Below are 24,763 nucleotides of genomic sequence, written 5' to 3'. Positions count from 1 at the left end.
GGTCGAATATCCAATCGAATTGAGAACAGGATTGATAGTCGTTTGCATAATCGAATCGATCAAGCCTACACCCCACGTGCGAGCGCGTCTTCTTCAATCGAAGCCGCGACTAAAAATGTGCATTCGACCTTTCCGACAAGACCCCGATAGCGTTCTGTAAGCTTCAGAGGCAATTCGAATGACACATTTCCAATCGCTGAAAATCGCGGTTCGCTCAAGAGCAGCGCCGACTGCGGTCATTCTAGCGCTTCTATTCATTGTCGTTTCTTGCTCTGAGCCCGCCCCAGTTTCCCCGCGTGAGAGCAAAATAACAAAGCCGATAAACTTCACAGCTGACGACAAGCGGGCGGCTCAAGCGCTATCGCTTGGAAACGCTGCGGCATTGAAAGGCGGTTCCAATCAATATGACCAATCACTATTGTGCAGCATATCGATAGAGTCGATCATGAGTAAGCTACGGGACACCGGTACGTTCTCTCCACAACAGCTTGCGTCGGTTGAAAAAGCAAAGAAAATCTATGATGAGCGTGCATCTGCCGCTGCAAAGGAGCAATCCAAGTCACGGGCAGATATAAGCCGGGATCGAGCGCAGCTTGCTAGCAAGCACCAAGATGAGATGGAGCGCGCGCGGCTTTCAATCGGATGCCTAAAAAGCCTTATGTGAATTAGTAGTATACGGCAATTCGAGCCATAGCTCGCAGCAACAGTTCTCAGCTCAAGGCAATATCCGGCGCATCCTCCTGTTTCATCCCCACCGTGTGATACCCCGCATCAACATGATGCGTTTCACCCGTCACGCCGGATGAGAGATCGGACAGGAAATAGAGCCCCGAACCGCCCACGTCCTCGATCGTCACGTTGCGGCGTAGTGGTGAGTTGTATTGGTTCCACTTCAGTATGTAATTGAAGTCCCCGATCCCGCTGGCCGCCAGCGTCTTGATCGGACCGGCGCTGATCGCGTTGATGCGGATGCCTTGCGGTCCGAGGTCGTTGGCGAGATATTTGACCGAGGTTTCCAGCGCCGCCTTGGCCACGCCCATCACATTGTAATGCGGCACGACCTTTTCCGCGCCATAATAGGTCAGCGTGAGGATGGATCCGCCGTTCGGCATCATCGCCTGTGCGCGGCTTGCCACCGCCACCAGACTGTAGACCGAGATGTTCATCGTCATCAGGAAATTATCGAGCGTGGTGTCGTAGAACTTGCCGCGCAGCTGGGTCTTGTCTGAAAAGCCGATCGCGTGGACCACGAAATCGATCGTTTCCCAGCGCTCTTTCAGCTTGTCGAAAGCCGCGTCGAGTGCGTCCATATCCGACACGTCGCAATCGAAAGTGAAGCCGCTGCCTAACTCGGCGGCAAGCGGCTCGACCCGCTTCTTGAGCGCGTCGCCCTGATAGGAGAAGGCCAGCTCGGCGCCATGTTCGGCAAGCTGCTTGGCGATCCCCCAAGCGAGCGACTTGTTGTTGGCGAGCCCCATGATCAATCCGCGTTTGCCCGCCATCAATCCGGTCATGTCAATTCTCCTGCGTCGAAGCCTCTGCCCGGACCGAAGCGGCTTTAGCCGTGCGCGTCCGGTCGCCTTCCTGGCCAATTCTGTTCATTTCTTCCTCCGGCGTTTCGGCCAGAGCAGCGTTGAGTTCGGCGCCTATAACCACCCCGAGCCCGACGAGCCAGAAGAAGAATAATGCGATCATTATTCCCGCAAGGCTGCCGTAAGTCAGGTTGTAGCGAAAGAATATCCGCAGCACCGGCGGCAGCGCGCTTGAGGTGGCCAGCCACCAAAGCGTCGTGAACAGCACGCCGGGCCATTTGGGATAACGCCGATGGCGATAGGTAGCGGGTGTGAGGGTCAGGAACAGCAGGTAAAGCGATCCGAACAGCCCGAAAGCTGGCACCAGCCGTGAGAGTTGCAGTTCCGAGATATAGTCCACCAGCGTCGGGAAGTATGCCTCGATGACCTGTTGCGCGGTGCCGATCACGAATTGGGTGATGAGCGAAAGCATCAGCAGCACGACCGCGGCAATGATGATCCCGGCCGAAAACAGGCGATATTTCCAGAACGCCTTGGTCATGCGCGTGCCATAGGCGCGGCGCAGGATGTCGCGGATCGTCTCAATCAGGCTGCCCACGGTCCACAGCGCGACCAGAGCGCCTGCCCATAGCAGCCAGCCGCTGCGCGCCGCGATGACATCACGCGCGACCGGCTCGATCACATTGCCGACCATCGGCGGCATGGCGAACAGCACGGCGTTGATGGTCGCGGCGCGCTCGCTCTGCTCGCCGACCAGCGAGAACAGCGCCGCTCCGAGGATGAAGAAGGGGAAGATCGAGAACATCGCCAGATAGGCAAGGTTGCCTGCATGGATGAAACCGTCGTTGAAGGTGCCGATCGCGACGCGCTTGATCACTTCCCAGCTGCGCGGCCCAATCCCCAGCCTGGCCGCAACCCGGCCGCCTTCGGTGCTCCGTTCGCGTTTAGCTGCCCGTCGCCGCGCTTCCGGGGTCAGCGAACGGATCTCGCGTTCCTCCGGTTCGGGCAAATTGGGTTCGGTCAAAGGCTCAAGCCCCGAGCTTGCTGCGCGGATCGCTGGTGTCTTTCCATCCTTCGAGGCGCTTGGCAAGCTCGCCAAGGTCCTCGGGCAACTGGATTTCCAGTGTCACCAGCTGGTCTCCGCGTCCGCCATCCTTCTTCGAAAAGCCCTTGCCCTTGAGGCGCAGCACTGTCCCGCCGCTGGTTCCAGGCTTGATCGTCATCATCACCGCGCCATCGACCGTGGGGACACGCACCTTGCCGCCTTCCACCGCCTCGTCCAGCGTAATCGGCAGGTCGCAGCGCACATCGTCGCCCTTGCGTTCGAACAGGCGGTGCTTGTCGATGCTGATCGTCACCAGTCCGTCGCCCGTGCCGCCCGGACCGTGTTCGCCCTTGCCCTTGAGGCGCATTTGAGTGCCGTCCTCGACGCCTTTGGGCAGTTTGAGGTCGATGGTCTTACCATCGGCCAGCGTGATGCGCTGGTCCTTGAGCGTCGCCGCATCGACGAAGGGCACACGCAGGCGATAGCCGATGTCCGCCCCCTTGCTCGGCGGCGGGGTGGGGCGCGACTGGCCGAACGGGCTTGAACGCGATCGCCTTGCGCCGCCGCCAAACAGACCTTCGAAAATATCGCCGATGTCGAGATCTTCCGCGCCGGCGAAACCCTGCATATCCTCGGGCCGAAAGCCGCGCTGCGAGCCGCCGCCATATCCGCCGCCGCCCATACCGGCGAAGGGGTTGGTGGGATTGCCGTCGGCGTCGATTTCGCCACGGTCGAACTGCGCACGCTTGTCCTTGTCTGACAGCAAATCATAAGCTTGCGTGACTTCGCTGAACCGTTCCGCCGCCTTGGGATTGTCTTTGTTGCGGTCAGGGTGCAGCTCCTTGGCGAGCTTGCGATAGGCGCTCTTGATATCCTTTTCGTTCGCGCCGCGCGCAACGCCAAGGGTGGAATAGGGATCGGCCATGGCGTGTTAGCTAGGTGCAACGCCGCGCCCGCGCAAGCATCTCGAAACAAACCGGTGCCATTCGAAGCCGGAGCTTTCCCGACCGATGTTCTCGAGTTAGAGGATTTTTCGAGCCCAGCGCCGACCGCGCGGCGGGCGCAAAGGAGGCCGACAAGTGACAGCGGGAACGACAGATGGATTCACCGAAGAAATGAGCGCTCTGCCCGTGAACGACCCTTTTTCCCTCTTCGACGCATGGTTTGCCGAAGCACGAACGAGCGAACCCAACGATTCCAACGCAATGGCCCTCGCGACAGCGACTGCCGATGGCCACCCTTCGGTACGCATGGTGTTGCTCAAGGAGCATGGGCCGGACGGCTTCGTCTTCTATACCAATGCCCATAGCCGCAAGGGCGAGGAAATTCGCGCCAACCCCCGCGCCGCCTTGCTGTTCCACTGGAAAAGCCTTCGTCGCCAGATTCGTATCGAGGGGACGCTGGAGGAAGTATCGCCGGATCAAGCCGACGCCTATTTCCATTCGCGCAACCGCGTATCGCAACTCGGCTCTGCCGCATCGGATCAGTCGCGACCATTACATGAGCGTAGCGACTATCTACAGCGTGTGGAGCAGCTGGCCGAGCGCTATCCCGAAGGTGATATCCCGCGGCCCGCGCACTGGACCGGTTTCCGCCTGATTCCCGCAGCGATGGAATTCTGGCTCGATCGGCCCAATCGCCTGCATGACCGGCGGCGGTTCTCCCGTTCCGGCGACGGCTGGGCCAGCAGCCTGCTCTACCCATGACCACCAAGTCGCGATCATTTCTCACCCGCAGCGCGGCGTTTGCCTCGATCTCGGTGGCGCTGGTGCTGGTCGGGCTCAAGGCGTGGGCTGCGTGGCGCACCGGATCGACGGCCATGTTCGGCAGCCTGGCCGATTCCGCGCTCGACCTGCTGGCCAGCCTCGGCACGCTGGTCGGCGTGTGGGTCGCCGCCATGCCTGCCGACGAGGAACATCGGTTCGGCCATGGCAAGGCTGAGGCGCTTGCGGCGATGGTGCAGGTCATCCTGATCGCAATCTCCGCCACGGGAATCGGCGCAAGAGCGGTCATGCAGCTGGCAGCCGGACATACGACATCTGCGGCGGGCGATGGAATCGTGGTTTCGCTGGTGGCGATTGCGGCGACCTTCGCGTTGCTGTTCTGGCAACGCTACGTCATCGCCCATACGAAATCGGTCGCGATCCATGCCGACCACGTGCACTACCAGTCGGACCTGCTGCTCAATCTGGCGGTGATCGCGGCATTGGTGCTGGATCAATATGCCGGATTTTCTGCCGCCGATCCGCTGTTCGGTCTCGCCATCGCGGGCTGGCTACTATGGGGTGCATGGCGCGCGTCGAGCGAGGCGGTGGCGCAATTGCTCGATCGCGAATGGCCCGACGAACGCCGTGCAGCCTTCGTCGAGGCGGCGGCGCGCCATCCCGAACTGTCTAACCTCCACGATCTGCGCACGCGCAGCAGCGGCACCCATGAGTTTGTGCAATTCCATGTCGATTTGCCGGGCACGATGACTGTCAACGAAGCCCATGACATCATCGACCGCGTGGAGGAGGACCTTGTTGCCCGCTTCCCCGGTATTGAATTGCTGATCCATATCGATCCGAAAGGTCATGTCGACGAACCCGACAATCCGCTGGCGGAAGAAAACGAATTCGCCAAGCTCAAGGACGAGGAATGACTACGCTCGATTACTGGCACGTAGATGCCTTCGCCACTGCGCCGTTCAGCGGCAATCAGGCGGCGGTGATGCCGCTCGATGAATGGCTGCCCGACGAAACGCTGCTCGCCATCGCGGAAGAGAACAATTTCGCCGAAACCGCGTTCGTGGTGGAGGATTCGAGCGGCCAAGCGGATTGGGAATTGCGCTGGTTCACGCCGACGACGGAGATCCGCCTGTGCGGCCATGCCACGCTCGCCAGCGGGCACGTGCTTTTGACCCGCGATGGCGGGAAGCGGGTGACCTTTCGCACGCGCAAGGCCGGGGTCCTTGAAGTCAGCCGAGACGGTGACGGCTATGCACTTGCCCTTCCGGCGATCCCGACAGAGCGTGGCGATTGGCCGGAAGCGGCTCGGCTACTCGGTGATGTACCGCAAGAAATCTGGCTCAACGCCGATCGCTACGGCATTTACCTGTTCGAGAGCGAGGAAAAGATCCGCGCGCTCGATCCCGATCTACGCGCTCTTGGCAAGCTGGGTGATGACCAGTTCATCTGTACCGCGCCGGGGGTAGGTAAAGATGTCGTAAGCCGGGTTTTCGTGCCGGGGGGCGGGGTGGACGAGGACAGCTTCACAGGTTCAGCCCATGCCTGTCTGACGTCGTTCTGGGCTGCGCGGCTGGGGCGTGAACGATTTACCGCGCATCAGGCATCATCTCGCGGTGGCGATGCAGTGTGCACGCTCGCGGGGGACAAGGCTATCCTGACCGGCGGCTGCGTCACCGTGGTTGAGGGGCGGTTCTACCTTTCTGGATAGAGGTCGATCACATCGGCCATCAGCGGTTTGAGCGCCGCACGCTGCTTCTCGTCGGAATGGCCCAGCCGCACCATGGTTAGCCCCTGCCTTGGCGAAACCAGCACATATTGTCCCATGTGCCCCACCATGCCGAACAGCGAATGCGGCGCGAGTTTCGGAAACAGCGCATCGTCGGCGCCCGGCTTGACCGGATTGTTGAGCCAGGTCTGGAGGCCGTATTGTGGGCTTTTCGGGCTCGGCGTGGTCATCGCGACGACCCAGCTACGCGGCACGATCTGCGCTCCGCGATACGAGCCCTTGTTCCTCAGCAGCTCGCCGAAGCGGGCGAAATCGCGCGCGGTAGCGTGCATCAGGCTCCCACCGATCAGCGTGCCCGAACGGTCGAATTCGGGCACCACGCTGGTCATTCCCAGCGGATCGAACAGCCGCGCTTTCAGATAATCGTAGACCGCGCGCCGCCGGGTTTCGGGATCGTTGCTGTTGTTGGTCAGCACGCGCGCGGCAATGTCGGACAGGATTACCGTGGTGTTGGTCGAATATTTGAACTCCGACCCCGGCACCGTTTCGAGCGGCTGTTCCTCGGCCCATTGCGCCATGTTGTCGCGCCCGTCGAGGAACAGCATCCGTACCTCGCTGCTCTCATAGGGGATCGGCCCCGCCTCGGTGTGCTGGAGGCCCGAACGCATCTGTAGCAGGTAGCGCAGCGTGATCGCGCCGCGCGGATCGCCGGGTCGCTGCCAGCGCGGGATCGGGGCCGGCTGGTCGAGGCTGAGCCTTCCATCGGCGACGAGCATCCCGATCATGACCGAAGTGATCGTCTTGGCCATCGACCAGCTCACCAGCCGCGTGTCGCGCGTGTACCCTGGTGCATAGCGTTCGGCGACGATTCGGCCGTTCTCCATTACCACCACTGCACGCGTTTCGCCCACATCCTTGGCGGTGAACAACGCGTCCACCGCGCGGGCCAGTTCTTCGCGAGGGGCACCCGGTTTTTCGGAGACCGCGGCCATCGCCTGCTTGCTCAGAGGTGGCAGCGTGTCGGATTTTGGGCCGTGGCACGAGGCAAGGCTTGTGGCGAGAGCGAGAGGCGCGATAAGGGAGCGAAACTTGAGCGGCATGGCCGCGCACTCGCATGGGAATTTGTGCCTTGGCAACGCAAAAATCAGTTCGCGCACGCAGGAAGTGGCTTGCCGGATTGGTGGTGGTCGCAGCTTTGCTGGCGGCTGCATGGTTCACCTGGGGGCCGGGATTGCGCGGCGATGCAATTGCCGGGGCGGCCTATGGCGCGCATGTTGCCTGTTCGTGCCGCTTTATCGAAGGGCGCCCCCTCAAGCAGTGCGAGAATGACAAGCTGGCGGGCATGGGAATGGTGCGATTCAGCGAAGACGATGCGGCGAAAAGCGTGACCGCCAGCGTCCCGCTGCTTGCCTCCGATACCGCGACGTACAAGCCCGGCTATGGCTGTCTGCTCAAGCCGTGGGAAGGCGATCCTGTCGGCTGAATTGCATGGGCTGCAACCTCTATGGCGCCGGATTCATGTCCGGTTTTGCTTGCCCTCCGGCCCCTGCAGGATAATATTCCTTCCATCGAACGAATGGTTTGTTCGACCGAAAGGAGCAGGTGTAACGGCGTAATGGCTTGAGCTTGAGGGCTGGACCCCAGCGCGTTTCCCGCGCAAATGTCCGGCACATGAGTTGTTGCTTCGTCGTCCTCGCCTGCTGCCCTAACCGGCGCATCCGTCGACCCCGAAATCCGACCGAAAATCGACCCTGACACGGCCGCCTCGTGCAGCTCAGGTTCGCGCGCCCGCGCGTCTGCTCCCGTTCTTGCAACAGGGAGTAATTCACATGGCATATGCATCGCATTTCGACGAGCTGAGCACGGGCAATCGCCTGCGCCGGATCGGCAAGCGCGCGCTGGGCCGGACCGGCTGGATCTTCGCCGGAGTGGCTGCACTGGCGCTGGCCGCCAGCAGCTTTGCCCGCGTCGAACCCGGTAATGTCGGCATCCGCGTCAACAACATCGCTGGCGGTGTCTCGCCACATTCGCTGGGCGTCGGCTGGTATTTCGCGCCTCCGGGCACGCATATCTACGAATACCCGGTGTTCACGCGCTATTACACCTGGACCTCGTCCGACACCGAGCAGAGCCCGATCGACGAAAGCTTCAGCTTTCAGGACAAGAACGGCCTGTCGCTGAAGGCCGATGTCGCGGTGAGCTATCATGTCGATCCCACGCGGGCTTCGATCCTGTTCCAGCGCTATCGCACGAGCATGGACGAGATCATCGCGGGGCCGCTGCGCAACGCGATCCGCAACGCGATCGTCGAACGGGCGGCGCAATTGGGCGTCGAACAGATCTATGGCGATCACAAGGCCGAGCTGATCCAAACCGCCCAGCAGCGAGTGCAACAATTCTTCGCGCCCGTGGGTTTGCAGATCGAACAGGTCTATTGGGCCGGGAACATCGTTGTGCCCCAGCAGGTGCTGAACCAGATCAACGCCAAGATCGCCAATGAACAGGCGGCGCTGGCTGCGCAGGCCAATGTCGCGACCGCAAAGGCCGATGCCGAAGCGCGCGTCGCCAAGGCGGAAGGCGATGCCAAGGCGATTCAGGTCGAAGCGCAGGCGATCCGCACCAACCCGGAAATCGTCAAGATGCGCGCGGTCGAGAAATGGAACGGCCAGTTGCCGACCTACAGCGGGCCGGGGCCGATGCCGTTCATCGGCGTCCAGTAAGACGCGAAAGTCAGTCGGTGGCGGCGCGGGTCTCTTCGATCCATCCGCCGCCGACCACGCGTTCCCCGGCGTAAAGCACCGCCGCCTGTCCGGGAGAAACGCCGAATTCAGGATCGGCGAAGACGATCTCGGTCTCGGCGCCTTCGCCTAGCGGCCCGGCAAGCGTCACGGGCACCGGCTTCGCGAGGCTGCGAACCTTCGCGGTCAGTTGGACGTCTGGCAGCGGACCGATTCGGTTGGTGGCTCTCAGCCTTGCACTCTCGACAGCCAGCATCGCCCGCGGCCCAACCCTGACTTCGCGGGTTTGCGCATCGATTCCCACGACATAGAGCGGTTCCGCCTGCCCACCGATCTCCAGCCCCCGCCGCTGGCCCACCGTGTAGTGAATGATCCCGCGATGTTCGCCCAGCACCTCGCCAGAATGCGCATGGACGATCGCGCCGGGTTCGCCGCCTTCGGGGCGTAGCAACTTGACGATCTTCGCGTAATCGCCATCGGGCACGAAGCAGATGTCCTGGCTGTCGGGTTTGGCCGCATTGCGCAGCCCGGCCGCCTGGGCGAGTGCGCGCGTATCGTCTTTGGGCAATCCGCCGAGCGGGAAACGCAGGAAACCGAGCTGCTCCTCAGTCGTTGCGAAGAGGAAATAGGACTGGTCACGCGCCGGATCGCTGGCGCGATGCAGTTCAGGCCCCGCCGCGTCCATCACGCGCCGCACGTAATGCCCGGTGGCGAGGCAATCCGCGCCCAGTTCTTGTGCCATCGCGAGCAGGTCGGTGAACTTCGGCCCCATATTGCAGCTGATGCATGGCACCGGAGTGCGCCCGGCCATGTAACTGTCGGCGAATTGTTCGACCACGTCTTCGCGAAAGGCGCTCTCATGGTCCTTGACGTAATGGGCGATGCCGAGACGGTCGGCAACCGCGCGCGCATCGGCGATATCGTCGCCTGCGCAGCACGCGCCTTTGCGTCCGGTAGCCGCACCATAATCGTAAAGCTGGAGCGTGATGCCGATCACTTCCGCGCCGCTTTGCGCCGCGAGCGCTGCGACAACCGAACTGTCCACACCTCCCGACATCGCGACCACGATCCGGCATTCACACGCGGCTCGCGGCAGATCGAACAGCGCGGCGGCACCGTTCGCAGTGAGCGGGAGGGGGAGCTTGTCGAGTTGGGGCATGACGCGGGCGTTACATTGCATTGCCGCGAATGGCCAGAAATGCCTCCGCATTCTGCGGGCTAAGATGTTTCACGGTCTGTTTACCACAAAGCCGTATAGGCTGTGGATATGTACGAGGGGCCAATCAAAGCAGCCGACTATGCCAACGCCGGAGAATCCCCGGTTTTACGGCAGTTACGCTGGACCGAGCTTGTCGCGCGGATCGCTGCGACTCGTGATGTTCGCCAAGCGCTCACCGACGAGGGGAAGCCCGGACAGGCAAGCTTCGCCGCATTTCATTGTAGCCCCACTCCAGAAAGTAAACAGACCGGTAACCACGATGTTTTAAGCCATGGAAAAATCGCCCGGCTAAGTCGGGGTCAGGCCGCGGACGACGCGGCACCCGGCGACCGAGAGAAAGAATGATAGAGAAACAGGACATCCGCCCAGCGCAAGTGATCGGCCCTCTGGGCGAAGCCTTGACGTTAGAGGATTTGCCTCCTCCCAGTACCAAGCGCTGGGTCGTTCGGCGCAAGGCCGAGGTCGTGGCAGCGGTCAACGGCGGCTTGCTGACGATCGACGAGGTGCTTGAGCGTTACAGTCTGACGCTCGAAGAATTTGCCAGCTGGCAGCGGGCGGTCGATCGTTCTGGGATGCAGGGCTTGCGTGTCACGCGGATCCAGCATTATCGCGAACTTTACGAGCGCCAACTCAAATATTGATCCGGGGTCGCCCGAATCAAGGCCAAGCAATCGACCGATCCCGACCAGGCATTTAACCTTGTCCGGGAACTACCTCCTGCGGCTGTCGTTCAAATCACTGCGAACGGCACCCCAAATGCCACGCCATAAGGCACAATAAGGAGGATCCGGGATGAATATTATTATCATGATTATAGTCGGCGGCATCGCTGGCTGGCTTGCTTCGATGGTCATGGCTCGCGACGCGTCAATGGGCGTATTGCTCAATATCGTCGTGGGTATCATCGGCGGCCTTATCGGTGGGTTCCTGCTGCCGGCTGTCGGCCTCGTCCTGTCGGGCTGGATTGGTTATCTCATCACCGCCTTTATCGGCGCAGTGGTTCTGTTGCTGATTCTCAACCTGTTTCAGCGCGGTCGCGCACGTTAAGTCGCGATCTCGATAGACCATGAAAGGCGGCCCGCGAGGCCGCCTTTTTTGTCGATAGCATTAACTGCAACTCGTCTGGCTCTCTTGACCCCCGGTCGAGAGATCGATTGCCTCTTTATCCTGCTCCGCATAATGAAATCGACGCGGGTTCTTGCGAGAACTGATTTATGTCGGTAATACACTCGCATTCCTCCATAGAGGCGCAGGGGCATGAATTACGAAACGACGGTCACTGCGGACAGGGCCGACAATCTATCCGGCAGCTATGATGCCGACCTGACCGACGCTCCGCGGAGCAAGCGGCGCGTCATCATTATTGTCGCGCTTGTGCTGGCGGCAATCGTGGCGCTGGCATTCTATATGCATTCGCGATCGGGTGAGGCGACGCCTGCGGCTGATCAGAGCAATCAATTGCCCGTCGTCACGGTGATGGAGCCGGGGCGCTCCTCGGTCGAAGGCACGATCAATGCCACGGGAACGCTGTCCGCGAGACGCGAAATCCCGGTCGGCGTGGTCGGTGAAGGTGGCCGTGTTGTTTCGGTGCGGGTCGATCAGGGAAGCTGGGTCAAAAAGGGCCAAATCCTCGCGGTAATCGATCGCTCGGTGCAAACGCAGCAGGCAGCAGGCGCGGCTGCGCAGATTCAAGTGGCACGCGCCGATGCCAAGCTCGCGCAAGACAATCTCAATCGCGCGCTGCAATTGGTCGATCGCGGGTTTATCTCTAAGGCCAATGTCGATCAGTTGACCGCGACCCGCGATGCAGCGGTTGCGCGGGTTAAGGTTGCCGAGGCCTCTTATCGTGAATTATTGGCCCGCAATGCCCGGTTGAATATCGTTGCGCCGGTATCGGGGCTTGTGCTGACGCGCAATGTCGAACCTGGTCAGACTGTCAGCCCCGGCGCGCAGCCGGTTTTCACCATGGCCGAAAATGGCCAGATGGAGCTCGATGCCCAGCTCGGCGAACAGGATCTGGCCAAAGTTGGCGTTGGTACCCAGGTACAAGTAACACCGGTCGGGCTGGACAAGACCTATAGCGGCCAGGTCTGGCAGGTCGCACCGACGATCGATGCGCAAACCCGACAGGGAACGGCGCGCGTCTCGCTCAACTATGCGCCCGGTTTGCGGCCCGGCGGTTTTGCGAGTGCGGTGTTCCAGTCCGGCGCCGTTGATGCGCCGATGCTACCCGAAAGTGCGTTGATGTCGGATGAAAACGGCAGCTATGTCTACGTTGTCGGCAAAGATGACAAGGTCGTGCGCCGCCCGGTGAAAACGGGGCTCGTCACCGATCAAGGCATCGCGATCACCTCCGGCCTGACCGGTAACGAGCGTGTCGTGATGCGCGCCGGCGCCTTCCTCAATCCTGGCGATCAGATCAAGCCCGTCCTGCACAAGCCAGAAGCGAACTGACGGGGCGATGAATCTTCGCCGCATCTCCGCTTGGTCGATCGAGAATCCGATCATACCGCTGGTGATTTTCGCCGGCCTGCTGTTCGCCGGGATTTTGAGCTTCGTGCGCATGAGCGTGCAGAACGATCCTGACATCGAATTTCCGGTGGTGATCGTGGTCATCAGCGATCCGGGTGCGGCACCGAGCGAGATCTACACGCAGATTACTGAAAAGGTGGAATCGGCGATCTCCAATGTCGAGAATATCGACACGGTTTCAAGCACGGCCAGTGAAGGGTCTTCGCAGACTCAAGTGCAATTCCAGATCGGCCAGAATATCGATACCGCCGTCAACGAGGTGAAGCAGCAGATCGACCAAATCCGCGGCAATCTGCCCGATGGTATCCTCGAGCCGCGGGTGTTCAAGGTTTCGACCTCGGGCAATGACATCGCCAATTTCGCGGTCCAGTCCGATGACATGACGATGGAGCAGCTGAGCTGGTTCGTCGATGATGTCGTGACCAAGCAATTGCTGGCCGTTCCCGGTGTTGCCGCCGCGCCGCGGCGCGGTGGGGTTGATCGTGAGATTCGCGTTACGCTGGATCCTGCCAAGATGCAGTCGCTTGGCGTTACTGCTGCCCAGATCAATGCGATGCTTCGTTCGACCAACGTCAATGCAGGTGGCGGCGAAGCACAGATCGCAGGTTCACGCCAATCGGTCCGCGTCCTTGGCAACGCCCAGGATGCATATCAGCTCAGCCAGCAGCAGATCTCGTTGGGTGGTGGGAGAACTATCAAGCTGAGCGATGTCGCCACGGTTACCGACGGCACGAGCGAGGTTCGCGATATCGCCAAGGTCGATGGCAGGCCGGTGGTGACCTTTGGGCTCCAGCGCGCCAAGGGCGCTTCGGACGTGACCGTTTACGACGAGTCGATGAAGGTCCTGAAGCAGATCGAAAAGGACAATCCCGGCGTCCACTTCGTCAAGCTCTTCGATTCTGTGCAGTACACCAAGGGTCAGTATGAAAGCTCCATGTCGGCCATGGTCGAAGGCGCAATTCTGGCGGTCGTCGTGGTGTTTTTCTTCCTGCGCGACTGGCGCGCCACCATTATATCTGCCGTCGCCATTCCCATGTCGGCGATCCCGACCTTCTGGTTCATGGATCTGCTCGGCTTTACCCTGAATTCGATGAGCTTGCTGGCGCTTGGCCTGGTCGCGGGCGTGCTGGTCGACGATGCGATCGTCGAGATCGAGAATATTGTGCGCCACATGCGCATGGGCAAGACCGCCTATCAGGCATCAATTGACGCGGCCGACGAGATCGGGATTGCGGTGGTTGCGACTACTTTCTCAATCGCAGCGGTGTTCCTGCCAGTCGGCCTGATGCCGGGCGTGGCGGGCCAGTTCTTCAAGAACTTCGGCCTGACCGTGGTCGCCTCGGTCCTCATGAGCCTTGCGGTCGCGCGCATGATCACGCCGATGATTGCGGCTTATTTCCTCAAGGAACATGGCGAGGCGGAACACGCCAACGGTCCGTGGATGCAGCGTTACAAGCGCATTCTCAACTGGACGCTCGATAAGTCGAAGGCGGATCGTTATCGTGATCGTGTCCGTGAAAAGCGCCAACGGGTAGGTTTTTTTGCACGCATCGGCGCGCGCTTTCGCGATCATCGCACATGGGTGATGGGCATGGGCCTCGGCGCCTTTCTGCTTACCCTCGTGCTGATTGGCACCAGTCCGGTGCAGTTCTTCCCTAACGTCAACCTCGACTTCTCGCAGGTCAGCATCAAGATGGTGCCTGGGACCACCCTGCAGGAAACAGAGAAGGTGGCCGACCGCGTCGTCAGGATTCTCAAGCAGCAGCAGGAAACGAAGCTGGTGATGGAGAATGTTGGCGAAGGCACCGCATCGCTTTATGTAACGCTCAAGGACGATCGCAAGCGCACTAGCCAGGAATTTGAACGCCAGACTGCACTGCTGTTCCAGAATATTCCCGATGCCCGGATCAATTTCCGGTCCAATCAGGGAGGCCCTCCGGGAGGGTCGGGTCGTGACATCTCGGTGATGCTTTCGGGTAGCGATCCCCAGCTGCTGGACCAGACCGCCCGCAAGCTGGTCGATCAGATGAAGGGGCTCAAGACAGTCCGCGCGCCGCGCATCGAGGCCGACCTCCAGCGACCCGAATTGGTTATCACGCCGCGGATGGATCTGGCCGCTTCGCTTGGGGTGACGACTGCCGCACTCAGTCAGGCGATCCGTATCGCGACCATCGGCGAAATCGATCAGAACGCTGCAAAATTCTCTCTGTCCGATCGTCAGGTGCCGATCCGCGTGATGTTGCCGCAGAATTCGCGCAGTCGATTTGCTACGATCGAGAACCTGCCGGTGCCGACCGCGAGCGGCGGCTCTGTGCCGCTTTCGCGCGTTGCCGAGATCCATTTCAGCGAAGGTCCGACGACGATCCAGAGTTATGACAGGCTTCGGCGCGTCTATGTTGGTGCTGATCTGGCGCCGGGCGTGGAAAAAGGCACCGCCGACGCACAGATCGCCGATCTTCCGATCATGAAGAACCTGCCACGCGGGGTCATCAACAAGAAGTCGGGGTCCGATCGCTTCCTGCAGGAACTGCTGGTCAATTTTGCGATCGCCCTGGCGACCGGCGTGCTGCTGGTCTTCGCCGTGCTTGTGCTGCTCTATCGCCGGTTGATGAGCCCGCTGGTCAATATGGGCTCGCTCCTGCTGGCACCTCTGGGCGGTCTTATCGCGCTGAAAATCATCGGGGAGCCGATCTCGCTGCCGGTTTTCATCGGCATATTGATGCTGTTCGGCATCGTTGCGAAGAACTCGATCCTGCTGGTCGATTTCGCGCTCGAGGAGATGGAGCGCGGCAAGACAAGGTTCGAGGCTATCACTCAAGCCGGCCAGAAGCGGGCGCAGCCGATTATCATGACCACTGTGGCCATGACCGCGGGCATGATCCCTACCGCTGTCTCGATTTCGGGCGATGGTGCGTGGCGTGCGCCAATGGGCATGGTGGTGATTGGCGGCCTGATCCTGTCGACCCTGCTGACGCTGGTGATCGTACCTGCCGGATTCAGCTTGGCGGCCGGTTTCGAAAAGCGCATCGGACCGAAATTGCGCCGGACATTCCTGACACACAACCCCGAGGAAGTGCGCAGCCATGCGCATGGGCTTGACGGCGGCAGGGATAGGGACGCACTCCCGGCGGAGTGAGCGCCAAGCCTTCCTTTTCGCGCAGCATCGCCTCGTTCCGCCCGGTAGGGACCACGATTCGTATTGATAAAGCGCGGGCGATGCGGCGTACTGCCACAGGAATGCTGCTGCTGATGGCGATGATCTTCATCGCGACGGGCCGCTACCTCGGCGTGCATCCGGCGATGGGATATCTGCATGCTTTTGCGGAGGCGGCGATGGTCGGCGGGCTGGCTGACTGGTTTGCGGTTACTGCCCTGTTCCGCCGTCCGCTGGGCCTGCCGATCCCGCACACGGCGATCATCCCACAAAACAAGGACCGGATTGCGGATACCATGGCGGGGTTCCTTCGCGACAATTTCCTAACCCCCGCCGTGGTCGCGCGCAGGATGCGCTTGATGAACCTTGCGCACGCGGTCGGCAGTTATCTCGCCGAACCGGATAAGCGCGGCCAGTCGCGCGTGCGCGCCGGTGCGGGCGAATTGCTGGTCGAGGTGTTACAATCGCTCGATCCAGAGCGGTTGGGAAATCAGGTGCGCGGCGCACTGGCGAGCGGCCTGGAGCGCCTTCCGGTCGCGCCGTTGCTTGGCCGCATGATGGAAGCGATGATTGCCGATGGGCGACATCGCCCACTGATCGACAGCATCATCCGCTGGGCCGGTCTAGTTCTGGAAGACAATGAGGAAATGGTGCGCGACATCATCCATCAGCGCGCCAACGCCTTGCTGCGCTTTACCGGGCTGGATGAAAGGCTCGCCAATTCGGTGCTCGACGGGCTGTACAAGCTATTGGCCGAGGTACTCGTCGATCCTGAACATCCGCTGCGTGCCAAGGTTGAGGAAGGTTTGCACAATCTCGCGCGTGACCTGCGTGAAGACCCGGCGATGCAGGAGAAGGTCGAAGGGATGAAGCGCGAGTTGCTTGCCAATCCGGCGGTCGCCGATTGGTGGCAGGGTGTGTGGGAGCGGCTGAGGCAGTCGTTCATTGCTATGCTGCGTGGCGAGGACGGACCGGGATCCGATGCCCTGTCCGGGCTTGTCGGAAGCTTCTCGGAACTGGGCGGGGCGCTGCGTGACGATCCGCGCCTCCAGCATCAGGTCAACCGCTTCGCGAGGCGAACGGCAGTGGGCATCGCCAGCCGCTATGGCGATCAGATCGTGCAACTGGTGTCAGAAACGGTCAAACGCTGGGATGCGGAAACGGTAACCGCGCGGATCGAGGGAGCCGTGGGCCGCGATCTGCAATTCATCCGCATGAACGGCACGCTGGTAGGCGGGCTGGTGGGGGTGACGATCCATGGTGCGTCGACACTGGCCGGTTAGCGTTATGGCGTCCGCGCAAATCGTAACGTGTAGTGAGAGGCTTCAACCGAATCGATATAATATCTTCGTGCGATAGATCGATTTCACCGCATTTCCGTTCGCATCTACTGCCGGACTAAACTGGCCATATTTCTTGAAGACTTCGCACGGATAATCATCGAAGTCCTTTGCGTCGGTAATATCGGTAAGTTCGCAAGCTTCGACATGACCTTTGGTGTCGATTGTGAGCCGAGCACTCAAATTTGCTTCAGTATGATTGCTTACCGCAGCATGTGGATAGTGGTCTATGATCCGCCGAACGACTGAAATACGAAAATTGTCGCTCGGGGTAGGGCCGCTTTTTATTGATTTCAGTTCCGCTGGATCAACTCCCCAAGTCCTGACAAGATCGTCCACGCATTTGTCCATTGCCGCCATCGTCGCGTCCCACGGTCCGGTCATGAGCCGGACGGTCCGTTTCCCGCGCAAAAGCTCGACCCATGTGATCTGGTGGAGTGCTGCCGGGGCCAAATCTTCGTCGTCAGGCAGAGACTCCGCGTCCTTCGAATACGTTGATCTCATCAAACGTCTTAACTTCGCCCGGTCTTCCTGCTTTGCAAAAGTCGCGGGATTCAGCGTGGCGCTCGTAGAAAACAATGACGGGCCGAAAGTGCCGAAATCACCTCCCGTTAGATTGGTTGCACCGCCACCATTGCTAAAGCGAAGCTTAGCACTCGGATCGAGCACACTGCTGATCGATTTGCCAGCGATCAACAATGTGAAATCGGACGAAATTCCGTATTTCTCGATGTAGAAGGCGACTTGCTCATCACCTGATCCAAAAACCCTGGCGAGCCGGCACGAATTGGTACCATAGTTGAGGTTCCAAGGCGTAGACGGCTTGAGAACTCTGAGTTGGCTGTCCTTTCCCACAGCTGGATTGCTGGTAATCAGAGAACCCACCGCAGCGATCAAAATGATCCTTTTCACAACTGCCCCTATTCCGACCCTTTAACAGGCTCAGAATAGGGCAAATTGCATTGCAATCAAAGCTTTTCAGTCAGTTCCGGCACAGCCTTGAACAGGTCGGCGACCAGGCCGAGATCTGCAACCTGAAAGATCGGTGCGTCCTCGTCCTTGTTGATGGCGATGATGGTCTTGGAATCCTTCATCCCTGCAAGGTGCTGGATCGCGCCCGAGATACCGATCGCGATATAGACTTCCGGGGCCACGATCTTGCCGGTCTGGCCGACCTGGTAATCGTTGGGGACATAGCCCGCATCGACCGCCGCACGGCTCGCGCCAACGCCTGCGCCGAGCTTGTCGGCGAGCGGCATGATGTATTCCTGGAAGGTCTCGGCATCCTTGAGCGCGCGGCCACCAGAGACGATCACCTTGGCGCTGGTCAGTTCGGGACGCTCGGACTTGGCGAGTTCCTGCCCGACGAAGCTGCTGGTGCCGGCGTCGGCGGGACCGGAGACATCCTCGATCGCGGCCGAGCCACCTTCGGCATCCGCCTTGTCGAAGGCGGTGCCGCGCACGGTGATGACCAGCTTGGCATCCGAGCTTTCGACCGTCGCAATGGCGTTGCCGGCATAGATCGGGCGGGTGAAGGTCTTGTCGCCTTCGACCGACAGGATGTCCGACAGCTGCATTACGTCGAGCATTGCGGCAACGCGCGGGGCGATGTTCTTGCCGGTGGTGGTCGCCGGTGCGACGAAGGCGTCGTGATCGGCCATCAACTGTGTGACGAGCGGTGCTACGTTTTCGGGCAGCGAATGTTCGTAGGCGGCGTTGTCAGCGAGATGGACCTTGCCGACACCTGCAATCTTGGCCGCTTCTTCAGCCACCGCGCGGCAGCCGGACCCGGCCACCAGCAGATGCACTTCGCCAAGCTTGCCGGCCGCAGTAACCGCGCTGAGCGTTGCGTCTTTCACATGGGCGTTATTGTGTTCGACCCAGACGAGCGTTTTCATGGTGTTTTCCTTTCTGTCCGGGCTCAGGCGATGCCGAGGGCTTTGATCTTGGCGACTAGCTCATCGACATCGGCAACCTTGATGCCCGCCTGGCGGACGGGCGGTTCGGACACTTTGAGCGTCTTGAGGCGTGGCGCGATATCGACGCCGAAGTCTGCCGGGCTCTTGGTGTCGAGCGGCTTGGACTTGGCCTTCATGATGTTCGGCAGCGAGGCATAGCGCGGTTCGTTGAGGCGCAGGTCGGTGGTGACGATGGCGGGCAGGGTGAGTTTCACCGTCTCCAGCCCGCCGTCGATCTCACGCTTGACCGTCACGCTGTCACCCTCAACCTCGACAGTGTTGGCGAAAGTGCCTTGCGGGCGATCCATCAGCGCGGCCAGCATCTGGCCGGTCTGGTTTGAATCGTCGCTGATCGCCTGCTTGCCCAGCATCACGATGCCCGGCTGTTCCTCGTCGGCAATCGCCTTGAGGATCTTGGCGACTGCCAGTGGTTCAACCTCGACGCCATCGTCGACCTGCACCAGGATGGCGCGGTCCGCGCCCATCGCCAACGCGGTGCGCAGCGTCTCGGTCGCTTTGGCCGGACCGACGGACACGGCGATGACTTCTTCGGCCTTACCCGCTTCCTTGATCCGCAGCGCTTCTTCCACCGCGATCTCGTCGAACGGGTTCATGCTCATCTTGACGTTGGCAAGGTCCACGCCGCTGCCGTCCGCTTTTACGCGGGGTTTCACGTTGTAGTCGATCACCCGTTTGACGGGCACGAGGATTTTCATTGGGATTCCTTCCTCTCGAATAAATCTGCCGCTCGCCTAGCTTGCGTTTACGTAAACGTCAAATCGAACGGGCGAGCATTTGATGTCGAAACTGTGCCAGATGCACTCTCGTTCCCCGCTTCATTCGTCAAGCAAGGAATCATTTGCGGTCTGTGTCGGCACCGCCCAGTTTCTCAACGGATAGAGGAGAACTGCGATGAAACATGCGATTGATTGGCGGTTGGCTCTTGCGATTGGCGGCGCCGCCTTCGCAATCCCGACTGGGCCAACTGCGGCGGCTGGGACGACCGAGCACTCCGAAACCGAGCAACCTCAATGCCCGGACGCCCAGACGACGATCGACATGAATCGCTGCTATGCCAATGTGCTCCATCGGGCGGAAGCAAGGCGCGAACGCTACCTTGCGGCGGCCATCGCAGCGCAGATTGACAGGCCAAAGTTGCAGACCGCCATTCGCAAGTCCAGTGCGGCATTCGCGGCGTATCGCGATGCCGAATGCGGTGCAGTCTACGAAGACTGGGAGGAAGGCACGATTCGCGATGTCATGGCGCTCGGCTGCCGGATCGATTTGACCGACCGCCGGACCCACACGATCTGGGCCAACTGGCTGACCTATATGGACAGCACGCCGCCGCGCCTGCCCGAACCGGAGCCGACCCATTAAGCTGGGCCGCGCTCCGGCATGAGCTTATTCAGCGGTGTCAGGCCGTCTTTTTGACTTCGGCAACGATCTTGCGCGCCGCATCGCCCAGATCGTCGGCGCTGACGATCGGAAGGCCCGAATTGTCGAGGATTTCCTTGCCCTTTTCGACATTGGTGCCTTCGAGTCGCACGACCAGCGGGACCGACAGGTTCACATCCTTGGCGGCCTGGACGATCCCGTTGGCGATCACGTCGCACTTCATGATCCCGCCGAAGATGTTGACGAGGATACCCTCGACCGCCGGGTCTTTCAGGATGATCTTGAACGCTGCAGTCACCTTCTCGGTGGTCGCGCCGCCGCCCACGTCCAAGAAGTTGGCGGGGAAAGCGCCGTTCAGCTTGATGATGTCCATCGTGGCCATCGCCAAGCCTGCGCCATTGACCATGCAGCCGATGTTGCCGTCCAGCTTGATGTAGGCGAGATCGTATTTGCTCGCTTCGATTTCGGCGGGGTCTTCCTCGCTCTCGTCGCGCATCGCTTCGACATCCTTGTGGCGATAGAGCGCGTTCGAATCGAAGCTCATCTTGGTGTCGAGCACCAGCAGCTTGCCATCGTCGGTTTCGACCAGCGGATTGATTTCGAGCATCGCGCAGTCGAGTTCGATGAAGGCGGTGTAAAGCTGCGCGGCGAGGCGCTGGCACTGCTTGGCCAGATCGCCCGACAGCTTGAGCGCGAAGGCTACGGCGCGGCCGTGATGCGGCATGAAGCCCTGCGCGGGGTCGATGGTGATGGTGGTGATCTTTTCGGGCGTGTCGTGAGCGACCGCCTCGATATCCATACCGCCTTCGGTCGAAACGACCATCGCAACGCGGCCCGATGCGCGATCGACCAGGAGCGAAAGATAGTATTCCTTGGCGATATCGACACCGTCAGTGACGTAAAGCCGGTTCACTTCCTTGCCGTGATCGCCGGTCTGGACGGTCACCAGCGTGTTGCCGAGCATTTCCTCGGCATTGCTCGATACTTCGTCGATCGACTTGGCGAGGCGCACGCCGCCCTTGGCATCGGCAGGCAGTTCCTTGAACTTGCCCTTGCCGCGGCCACCGGCGTGGATCTGTGCTTTCACGACATACAGCGGTCCGGGCAGCTTCTTGGCACCTTCAACCGCTTCCGCGGCGGAGGTGGCGGGATAGCCTGCGGGGATCGCGATCCCGTATTTGGCGAGCAGTTCCTTGGCCTGGTATTCGTGGATGTTCATGGGAGTCTCGGTTCCTTCGGGGTAAACGGGGGGAGTCGCCGCCCGCATAAGCATGGATGGGCCGCCTTGAAAAGTGGCCAATCCGGGTGCAGGGCAAAGCTTCGCTTGCATGATCGACAGTGACCGCCTTCTTTCCATCGTCTCCGAAGCGGGACGTATCGCCCATGGCATGTGGCCGGGAGCGGGTCATGACGTTGCGAGTTGGGAGAAAGACAAGGGCTCGCCGGTGTGCGACGCGGATCTCGCGGTCGATGCGTTTCTCAAGCGCGAACTGGGCCGCCTGTTGCCCTCGGCAGGCTGGTTGTCGGAGGAAACCGCAGATGCGCCCACCCGGCTTGGGGGCGATCTGGTGTGGCTCGTCGATCCGATCGACGGCACGCGCGACTTTCTCCGTGGGCGGAGCGGCTGGACGGTCTCGGTCGCGCTCGTGAGCGCAGGGCGACCCCTGATCGGAGTGCTGGCCGCGCCCGCGCGGGGCGAGGTGTGGCAAGCTGTGGCCGGCAAGGGCGCGACGCTCAATGGCAAAGCCATCACGGCATCGCGCCGCGAACAACTGTCCGGCTCGCGCGTTCCCACTGACGCCCTGACAAAGGAGGATGCCGACCTTGTCGCGGTTGAAAAGCCGAATTCGATCGCGCTGCGCATCGCAATGGTCGCCGACGACCGCGCCGACCTGCTCGCAACGTTGCGCTGGGGCTGGGAATGGGATGTCGCCGCCGCCACGCTGATCGCGCGCGAAGCCGGTGCGGCGGTGAGCGACGCTTTCGGCAACACGCTGGCGTTCAACAAGCGCGATCCCCGTGCTTTTGGCGTGCTGGTATGCGCGCCGGCCATTCATGCAGCAGCGGTGGAGCGATTATCCGACCGCGCAGCGAGGATGGCAGCCGGATAGAATCGAAAGGCAGATGAAAAAGGGAGCCACTCGAAAAAGCGGCTCCCTCGTATGACCCAATGCGCGTTATGATGCGCGCGGATTTTCGTGATCAGTTACCCTGAGCTCGCTGGGCTGCCTGAACGTCCTGCTGGGTAAACGGAATGATCTTGATCTCCACCCGGCGGTTGAGCGGCTCGTTCACGTTGTCACCGGTTTGCACCTTCAGCCGGGTTTCGCCAAAGCCCATCGAGCGAATGCGCGAGGAGTTGACCCCGCGGCTGATGAGGTAATTTGCCACAGCCTGAGCACGCTGTTCGGACAGGACCTGGTTGGACGAGGCTGAGCCGACCGTGTCGGTATAGCCATAAACGTCGACCAGACTGTCCGGATACTGCGTCAGGCTGTTGGCAACGCGATCGAGCAATTGCTGGAAGCCGGGGCTGATCGCCGAACTGCCCGTGGAGAAGGTCACGCCATCAGGAAGGTTGACGAGAATCGCCTGGCCGCCATCAGTCTCGCTAACATCGACGCCGCTACCCGCGGTGCCTTCCTTGAGCTGCTTGATCTGGTTGTCCATTCGGTAACCGACATACCCGCCTGCTGCGCCGCCAGCCACCGCACCGATGATCCGGCCGGTCTTGCCGCCGATCACACCGCCGAGCAGGCCGCCGGCAAGTGCGCCGCCGACGCCGCCAAGCGCGGTGCGAGAAATTTTCTGCTGGCCGGTGTTGGGATCGGTGACACAGCCGCTGAGGCTGATGAGTGAAACCGATGCTACGGCGGCGACAAGAATGCGAGGTGTTTTCATGGTATTTCCTCCTCCGAAACGGATTTGTGCTGGGGCCAAGTGACAGCCTCAAGCCTACGCGCCCGACCCGCGTCGAGCACTATAACTCTTCTGAACTGAATTCCGTTCCAGAACACGGTGGCCGCTATGGCTGGTTTCGAGCGAATTTTGTGCTAGCCAGCGCGACTGTGCAACCGTTTCCCTGGACAGACTGCGTCATTATCGCCGGGCTCATCGTGCTCAACGGCATCTTCGCCATGTCGGAGCTGGCGATCGTGTCCGCGCGTACGGCACGGCTGCGCGCGGCGGCGAAGCGCGGTGCGGGCGGGGCGCGCATCGCACTGTCGCTCGCTGCCAATCCTGGGAAATTCCTGTCGACCGTGCAGATCGGCATAACCCTTATCGGCATTGTTGCCGGTGCCTATTCAGGGGCGAGCCTCGGCGGGCCGATGGCCGACAGGCTGGCTCTGATCGGCTTTCCTACCGCCTATGTGCAAGAAGCGGGCTTCGTTCTAGTGATCGCGGTGACCACCTATCTGAGCTTGGTGGTCGGCGAGCTGGTGCCCAAACAGGTGGCGCTGCGCGCAGCCGTCCCGATCGCGATCATCATGGCGCGCCCGATGGCACTCATGGCGCGCGTAGCCGCGCCGCTCGTGTGGCTGCTCGATACGTCTTCGGGCCTATTGATTCGCTTGCTGGGTGTGCGACCCGCGGGACAGGCGTCGATCAATGCGGAAGAGCTGCATATGCTGTTCGCCGAGGCGACTCGCAGTGGTGTTATCGAGCAGGAACAGCACCAGATGCTTGCCGGCGTGGTCCGGCTGGCCGAGCGTCCGGTGCGCGAGGTGATGACACCTCGCAACCAGCTCGACTGGATCGATATCTCAGCCGACCAAACGGCGATCCGCGCCGCGATCGAATCCAGCTCGCACTCGCTGATGCCGGTCGCGGACGGTTCACCCGACAAGGTGCTGGGCGTGGTCAAGGTGCGCGAACTGCTTGCCGCGATGGTGGCCGGACGCAGCACGGATTTGTCGCAGCTGATGCGCAAGGCGGAAGTCGTCCCTGATCAGCTCGACGCGGTGGATGCGCTGCGTGTACTCCAGCAAGCCGAAGTGGGCATGGCCATGGTGCACGACGAATATGGCCATCTGGATGGTATCGTGACGCCGGTGGACGTGCTCACCGCGCTGGTCGGCGATTTCGTCAGCGATCAGGAACACGGCGAGGCGCCCTATGTCATCGAGCGCGAGGATGGCGGTTATCTGGTCTCGGGGGCTCTGTCTGCCGATGCGCTGGCCGACCGGCTGGACCTCGATTACGGCGCGGACCGCGATTTCGCGACCGCCGCAGGATTTGCGCTCGAGGTGCTCAAGAAGCTGCCCGAAGAGGGCGAAACATTCGAGGAGCAGGGCTGGCGGTTCGAGGTTGTCGACATGGATGGGCGCCGGATCGACAAGCTGCTGGTCACGCCGATCGAGACCGGGCATGCGCCAGGCGAGGACGCCGTTTAG

General features: G+C 61.1%; 24 protein-coding genes. 14 read left to right on the top strand and 10 right to left on the bottom strand.

Annotation, left to right across the window (positions count from 1 at the left end; translation table 11 throughout):
• Window positions 1-178 precede the first annotated feature (178 nt).
• Window positions 179-664, top strand: coding sequence for a hypothetical protein (locus GRI58_RS03845; RefSeq protein ID WP_160752244.1), 486 nt, complete (start codon window positions 179-181; stop codon window positions 662-664).
• 46 nt (window positions 665-710) lie between these two features.
• Here GRI58_RS03845 and fabI read toward each other — a convergent pair whose 3' ends face one another.
• From fabI to GRI58_RS03830, 3 genes are read right to left on the bottom strand one after another with little or no spacing between them, the layout of a single operon-like run.
• Window positions 711-1,514, bottom strand: coding sequence for an enoyl-ACP reductase FabI (gene fabI, locus GRI58_RS03840; protein ID WP_160752243.1), 804 nt, complete (start codon window positions 1,512-1,514; stop codon window positions 711-713).
• A 1-nt stretch (window position 1,515) separates the two neighbouring features.
• Window positions 1,516-2,556 (bottom strand): YihY/virulence factor BrkB family protein, encoded by a 1,041-nt coding sequence (locus tag GRI58_RS03835; protein ID WP_160752242.1) that lies wholly within the window; start codon window positions 2,554-2,556, stop codon window positions 1,516-1,518.
• Window positions 2,557-2,560: 4 nt separating this feature from the next.
• Window positions 2,561-3,502: a DnaJ C-terminal domain-containing protein gene (locus tag GRI58_RS03830; RefSeq protein ID WP_160752241.1), complete on the bottom strand. Its 942-nt coding sequence runs from the start codon at window positions 3,500-3,502 to the stop codon at window positions 2,561-2,563.
• Between the two features lie 190 nt (window positions 3,503-3,692).
• On the opposite strand from GRI58_RS03830, the gene pdxH reads away from it, so the two are divergent.
• The 3 genes from pdxH to GRI58_RS03815 are packed head-to-tail and all read left to right on the top strand — an operon-like array spanning window position 3,693 to window position 6,012.
• The gene (pdxH, locus tag GRI58_RS03825) at window positions 3,693-4,283 is read left to right on the top strand and encodes a pyridoxamine 5'-phosphate oxidase (RefSeq protein WP_160752240.1); all 591 of its coding nucleotides are present in this window, start codon (window positions 3,693-3,695) and stop codon (window positions 4,281-4,283) included.
• Window positions 4,280-5,218 (top strand): cation diffusion facilitator family transporter, encoded by a 939-nt coding sequence (locus GRI58_RS03820; protein WP_160752239.1) that lies wholly within the window; start codon window positions 4,280-4,282, stop codon window positions 5,216-5,218. The genes pdxH and GRI58_RS03820 overlap by 4 nt, the downstream gene beginning before the upstream one ends.
• Window positions 5,215-6,012 (top strand): PhzF family phenazine biosynthesis protein, encoded by a 798-nt coding sequence (locus GRI58_RS03815; RefSeq protein WP_160752238.1) that lies wholly within the window; start codon window positions 5,215-5,217, stop codon window positions 6,010-6,012. The genes GRI58_RS03820 and GRI58_RS03815 overlap by 4 nt, the downstream gene beginning before the upstream one ends.
• Here the strand turns inward: GRI58_RS03815 and GRI58_RS03810 are convergent.
• Entirely contained in the window at window positions 5,997-7,130 is a 1,134-nt protein-coding gene (locus GRI58_RS03810) for a serine hydrolase domain-containing protein (RefSeq protein WP_160752237.1), read from the bottom strand. The genes GRI58_RS03815 and GRI58_RS03810 overlap by 16 nt on opposite strands.
• A 29-nt stretch (window positions 7,131-7,159) precedes the next feature.
• Between GRI58_RS03810 and GRI58_RS03805 the strand changes: the two genes are divergently transcribed.
• A complete protein-coding gene (locus GRI58_RS03805; RefSeq protein ID WP_237452072.1) occupies window positions 7,160-7,513 on the top strand; it encodes a hypothetical protein in 354 nt (117 codons plus the stop codon).
• A 346-nt stretch (window positions 7,514-7,859) separates the two neighbouring features.
• Window positions 7,860-8,750 (top strand): SPFH domain-containing protein, encoded by an 891-nt coding sequence (locus GRI58_RS03800; protein ID WP_202386770.1) that lies wholly within the window; start codon window positions 7,860-7,862, stop codon window positions 8,748-8,750.
• 10 nt (window positions 8,751-8,760) lie between these two features.
• Here the strand turns inward: GRI58_RS03800 and mnmA are convergent, their stop codons facing one another.
• Window positions 8,761-9,927 carry a tRNA 2-thiouridine(34) synthase MnmA gene (mnmA, locus tag GRI58_RS03795; RefSeq protein ID WP_237452071.1) on the bottom strand — a complete coding sequence of 389 codons (1,167 nt, stop codon included), beginning with the start codon at window positions 9,925-9,927 and terminating at the stop codon, window positions 8,761-8,763.
• Between the two features lie 401 nt (window positions 9,928-10,328).
• Here mnmA and sciP point away from each other — a divergent pair, with 401 nt between their 5' ends.
• The 5 genes from sciP (at window position 10,329) to GRI58_RS03770 (ending at window position 16,956) form a co-directional block, all read left to right on the top strand.
• Window positions 10,329-10,628 carry a CtrA inhibitor SciP gene (gene sciP / locus GRI58_RS03790; RefSeq protein WP_160752235.1) on the top strand — a complete coding sequence of 100 codons (300 nt, stop codon included), beginning with the start codon at window positions 10,329-10,331 and terminating at the stop codon, window positions 10,626-10,628.
• Window positions 10,629-10,779: 151 nt separating this feature from the next.
• The gene (locus GRI58_RS03785) at window positions 10,780-11,034 is read left to right on the top strand and encodes a GlsB/YeaQ/YmgE family stress response membrane protein (RefSeq protein WP_160752234.1); all 255 of its coding nucleotides are present in this window, start codon (window positions 10,780-10,782) and stop codon (window positions 11,032-11,034) included.
• A gap of 210 nt (window positions 11,035-11,244) precedes the next feature.
• Entirely contained in the window at window positions 11,245-12,441 is a 1,197-nt protein-coding gene (locus tag GRI58_RS03780; protein ID WP_160752233.1) for an efflux RND transporter periplasmic adaptor subunit, read from the top strand.
• A gap of 7 nt (window positions 12,442-12,448) precedes the next feature.
• The gene (locus tag GRI58_RS03775) at window positions 12,449-15,655 is read left to right on the top strand and encodes an efflux RND transporter permease subunit (protein ID WP_160752232.1); all 3,207 of its coding nucleotides are present in this window, start codon (window positions 12,449-12,451) and stop codon (window positions 15,653-15,655) included.
• A gap of 80 nt (window positions 15,656-15,735) precedes the next feature.
• Window positions 15,736-16,956: a DUF445 domain-containing protein gene (locus tag GRI58_RS03770; RefSeq protein ID WP_160752231.1), complete on the top strand. Its 1,221-nt coding sequence runs from the start codon at window positions 15,736-15,738 to the stop codon at window positions 16,954-16,956.
• Window positions 16,957-16,998: 42 nt separating this feature from the next.
• On the opposite strand, the gene GRI58_RS15840 is transcribed toward GRI58_RS03770, so the two are convergent.
• Genes GRI58_RS15840 through GRI58_RS03755 form a run of 3 tightly spaced genes read right to left on the bottom strand, consistent with a single transcriptional unit; the run spans window position 16,999 to window position 19,687 of the window.
• Entirely contained in the window at window positions 16,999-17,925 is a 927-nt protein-coding gene (locus GRI58_RS15840; RefSeq protein ID WP_160752230.1) for an energy transducer TonB, read from the bottom strand.
• Window positions 17,926-17,981: 56 nt separating this feature from the next.
• Window positions 17,982-18,911: an electron transfer flavoprotein subunit alpha/FixB family protein gene (locus GRI58_RS03760; protein ID WP_160752229.1), complete on the bottom strand. Its 930-nt coding sequence runs from the start codon at window positions 18,909-18,911 to the stop codon at window positions 17,982-17,984.
• Window positions 18,912-18,934: 23 nt separating this feature from the next.
• Window positions 18,935-19,687 carry an electron transfer flavoprotein subunit beta/FixA family protein gene (locus GRI58_RS03755; RefSeq protein ID WP_160752228.1) on the bottom strand — a complete coding sequence of 251 codons (753 nt, stop codon included), beginning with the start codon at window positions 19,685-19,687 and terminating at the stop codon, window positions 18,935-18,937.
• 196 nt (window positions 19,688-19,883) lie between these two features.
• On the opposite strand from GRI58_RS03755, the gene GRI58_RS03750 reads away from it, so the two are divergent.
• Window positions 19,884-20,351 carry a lysozyme inhibitor LprI family protein gene (locus tag GRI58_RS03750; protein ID WP_160752227.1) on the top strand — a complete coding sequence of 156 codons (468 nt, stop codon included), beginning with the start codon at window positions 19,884-19,886 and terminating at the stop codon, window positions 20,349-20,351.
• 37 nt (window positions 20,352-20,388) lie between these two features.
• Here GRI58_RS03750 and sucC read toward each other — a convergent pair whose 3' ends face one another.
• Window positions 20,389-21,588: an ADP-forming succinate--CoA ligase subunit beta gene (sucC, locus tag GRI58_RS03745; protein WP_160752226.1), complete on the bottom strand. Its 1,200-nt coding sequence runs from the start codon at window positions 21,586-21,588 to the stop codon at window positions 20,389-20,391.
• 109 nt (window positions 21,589-21,697) lie between these two features.
• Between sucC and GRI58_RS03740 the strand changes: the two genes are divergently transcribed.
• A complete protein-coding gene (locus GRI58_RS03740) occupies window positions 21,698-22,480 on the top strand; it encodes a 3'(2'),5'-bisphosphate nucleotidase CysQ (RefSeq protein WP_160752225.1) in 783 nt (260 codons plus the stop codon).
• Between the two features lie 91 nt (window positions 22,481-22,571).
• Here GRI58_RS03740 and GRI58_RS03735 read toward each other — a convergent pair whose 3' ends face one another.
• Window positions 22,572-23,270 carry a YiaD family glycine zipper/OmpA-like lipoprotein gene (locus GRI58_RS03735; RefSeq protein WP_160752224.1) on the bottom strand — a complete coding sequence of 233 codons (699 nt, stop codon included), beginning with the start codon at window positions 23,268-23,270 and terminating at the stop codon, window positions 22,572-22,574.
• A 167-nt stretch (window positions 23,271-23,437) separates the two neighbouring features.
• Between GRI58_RS03735 and GRI58_RS03730 the strand changes: the two genes are divergently transcribed.
• Entirely contained in the window at window positions 23,438-24,763 is a 1,326-nt protein-coding gene (locus GRI58_RS03730; RefSeq protein ID WP_160752223.1) for a CNNM domain-containing protein, read from the top strand.

Origin of the sequence: Qipengyuania algicida (assembly GCF_009828025.1) — a bacterium.
In the GTDB taxonomy this organism is placed as follows: Bacteria; Pseudomonadota; Alphaproteobacteria; order Sphingomonadales; family Sphingomonadaceae; genus Qipengyuania; species Qipengyuania algicida.
This window is presented reverse-complemented; position numbering and strand designations above follow the sequence as displayed.

What these genes read in the sequence shown, in the direction of transcription:
- GRI58_RS03740 (WP_160752225.1), top strand. Translation starts at nt 21,698, where the DNA reads ATGATCGACAGTGACCGCCTTCTTTCCATCGTCTCCGAAGCGGGACGT.
- GRI58_RS03775 (WP_160752232.1), top strand. Translation starts at nt 12,449, where the DNA reads ATGAATCTTCGCCGCATCTCCGCTTGGTCGATCGAGAATCCGATCATA.
- pdxH (WP_160752240.1), top strand. Translation starts at nt 3,693, where the DNA reads ATGAGCGCTCTGCCCGTGAACGACCCTTTTTCCCTCTTCGACGCATGG.
- sciP (WP_160752235.1), top strand. Translation starts at nt 10,329, where the DNA reads ATGATAGAGAAACAGGACATCCGCCCAGCGCAAGTGATCGGCCCTCTG.
- fabI (WP_160752243.1), bottom strand. Translation starts at nt 1,514, where the DNA reads ATGACCGGATTGATGGCGGGCAAACGCGGATTGATCATGGGGCTCGCC.
- GRI58_RS03810 (WP_160752237.1), bottom strand. Translation starts at nt 7,130, where the DNA reads ATGCCGCTCAAGTTTCGCTCCCTTATCGCGCCTCTCGCTCTCGCCACA.
- GRI58_RS03830 (WP_160752241.1), bottom strand. Translation starts at nt 3,502, where the DNA reads ATGGCCGATCCCTATTCCACCCTTGGCGTTGCGCGCGGCGCGAACGAA.
- GRI58_RS03770 (WP_160752231.1), top strand. Translation starts at nt 15,736, where the DNA reads ATGCGGCGTACTGCCACAGGAATGCTGCTGCTGATGGCGATGATCTTC.
- GRI58_RS03845 (WP_160752244.1), top strand. Translation starts at nt 179, where the DNA reads ATGACACATTTCCAATCGCTGAAAATCGCGGTTCGCTCAAGAGCAGCG.
- GRI58_RS03760 (WP_160752229.1), bottom strand. Translation starts at nt 18,911, where the DNA reads ATGAAAACGCTCGTCTGGGTCGAACACAATAACGCCCATGTGAAAGAC.
- mnmA (WP_237452071.1), bottom strand. Translation starts at nt 9,927, where the DNA reads ATGCCCCAACTCGACAAGCTCCCCCTCCCGCTCACTGCGAACGGTGCC.
- GRI58_RS03735 (WP_160752224.1), bottom strand. Translation starts at nt 23,270, where the DNA reads ATGAAAACACCTCGCATTCTTGTCGCCGCCGTAGCATCGGTTTCACTC.
- GRI58_RS03755 (WP_160752228.1), bottom strand. Translation starts at nt 19,687, where the DNA reads ATGAAAATCCTCGTGCCCGTCAAACGGGTGATCGACTACAACGTGAAA.
- GRI58_RS03815 (WP_160752238.1), top strand. Translation starts at nt 5,215, where the DNA reads ATGACTACGCTCGATTACTGGCACGTAGATGCCTTCGCCACTGCGCCG.
- GRI58_RS03800 (WP_202386770.1), top strand. Translation starts at nt 7,860, where the DNA reads ATGGCATATGCATCGCATTTCGACGAGCTGAGCACGGGCAATCGCCTG.
- sucC (WP_160752226.1), bottom strand. Translation starts at nt 21,588, where the DNA reads ATGAACATCCACGAATACCAGGCCAAGGAACTGCTCGCCAAATACGGG.
- GRI58_RS03820 (WP_160752239.1), top strand. Translation starts at nt 4,280, where the DNA reads ATGACCACCAAGTCGCGATCATTTCTCACCCGCAGCGCGGCGTTTGCC.
- GRI58_RS03750 (WP_160752227.1), top strand. Translation starts at nt 19,884, where the DNA reads ATGAAACATGCGATTGATTGGCGGTTGGCTCTTGCGATTGGCGGCGCC.
- GRI58_RS03780 (WP_160752233.1), top strand. Translation starts at nt 11,245, where the DNA reads ATGAATTACGAAACGACGGTCACTGCGGACAGGGCCGACAATCTATCC.
- GRI58_RS03785 (WP_160752234.1), top strand. Translation starts at nt 10,780, where the DNA reads ATGAATATTATTATCATGATTATAGTCGGCGGCATCGCTGGCTGGCTT.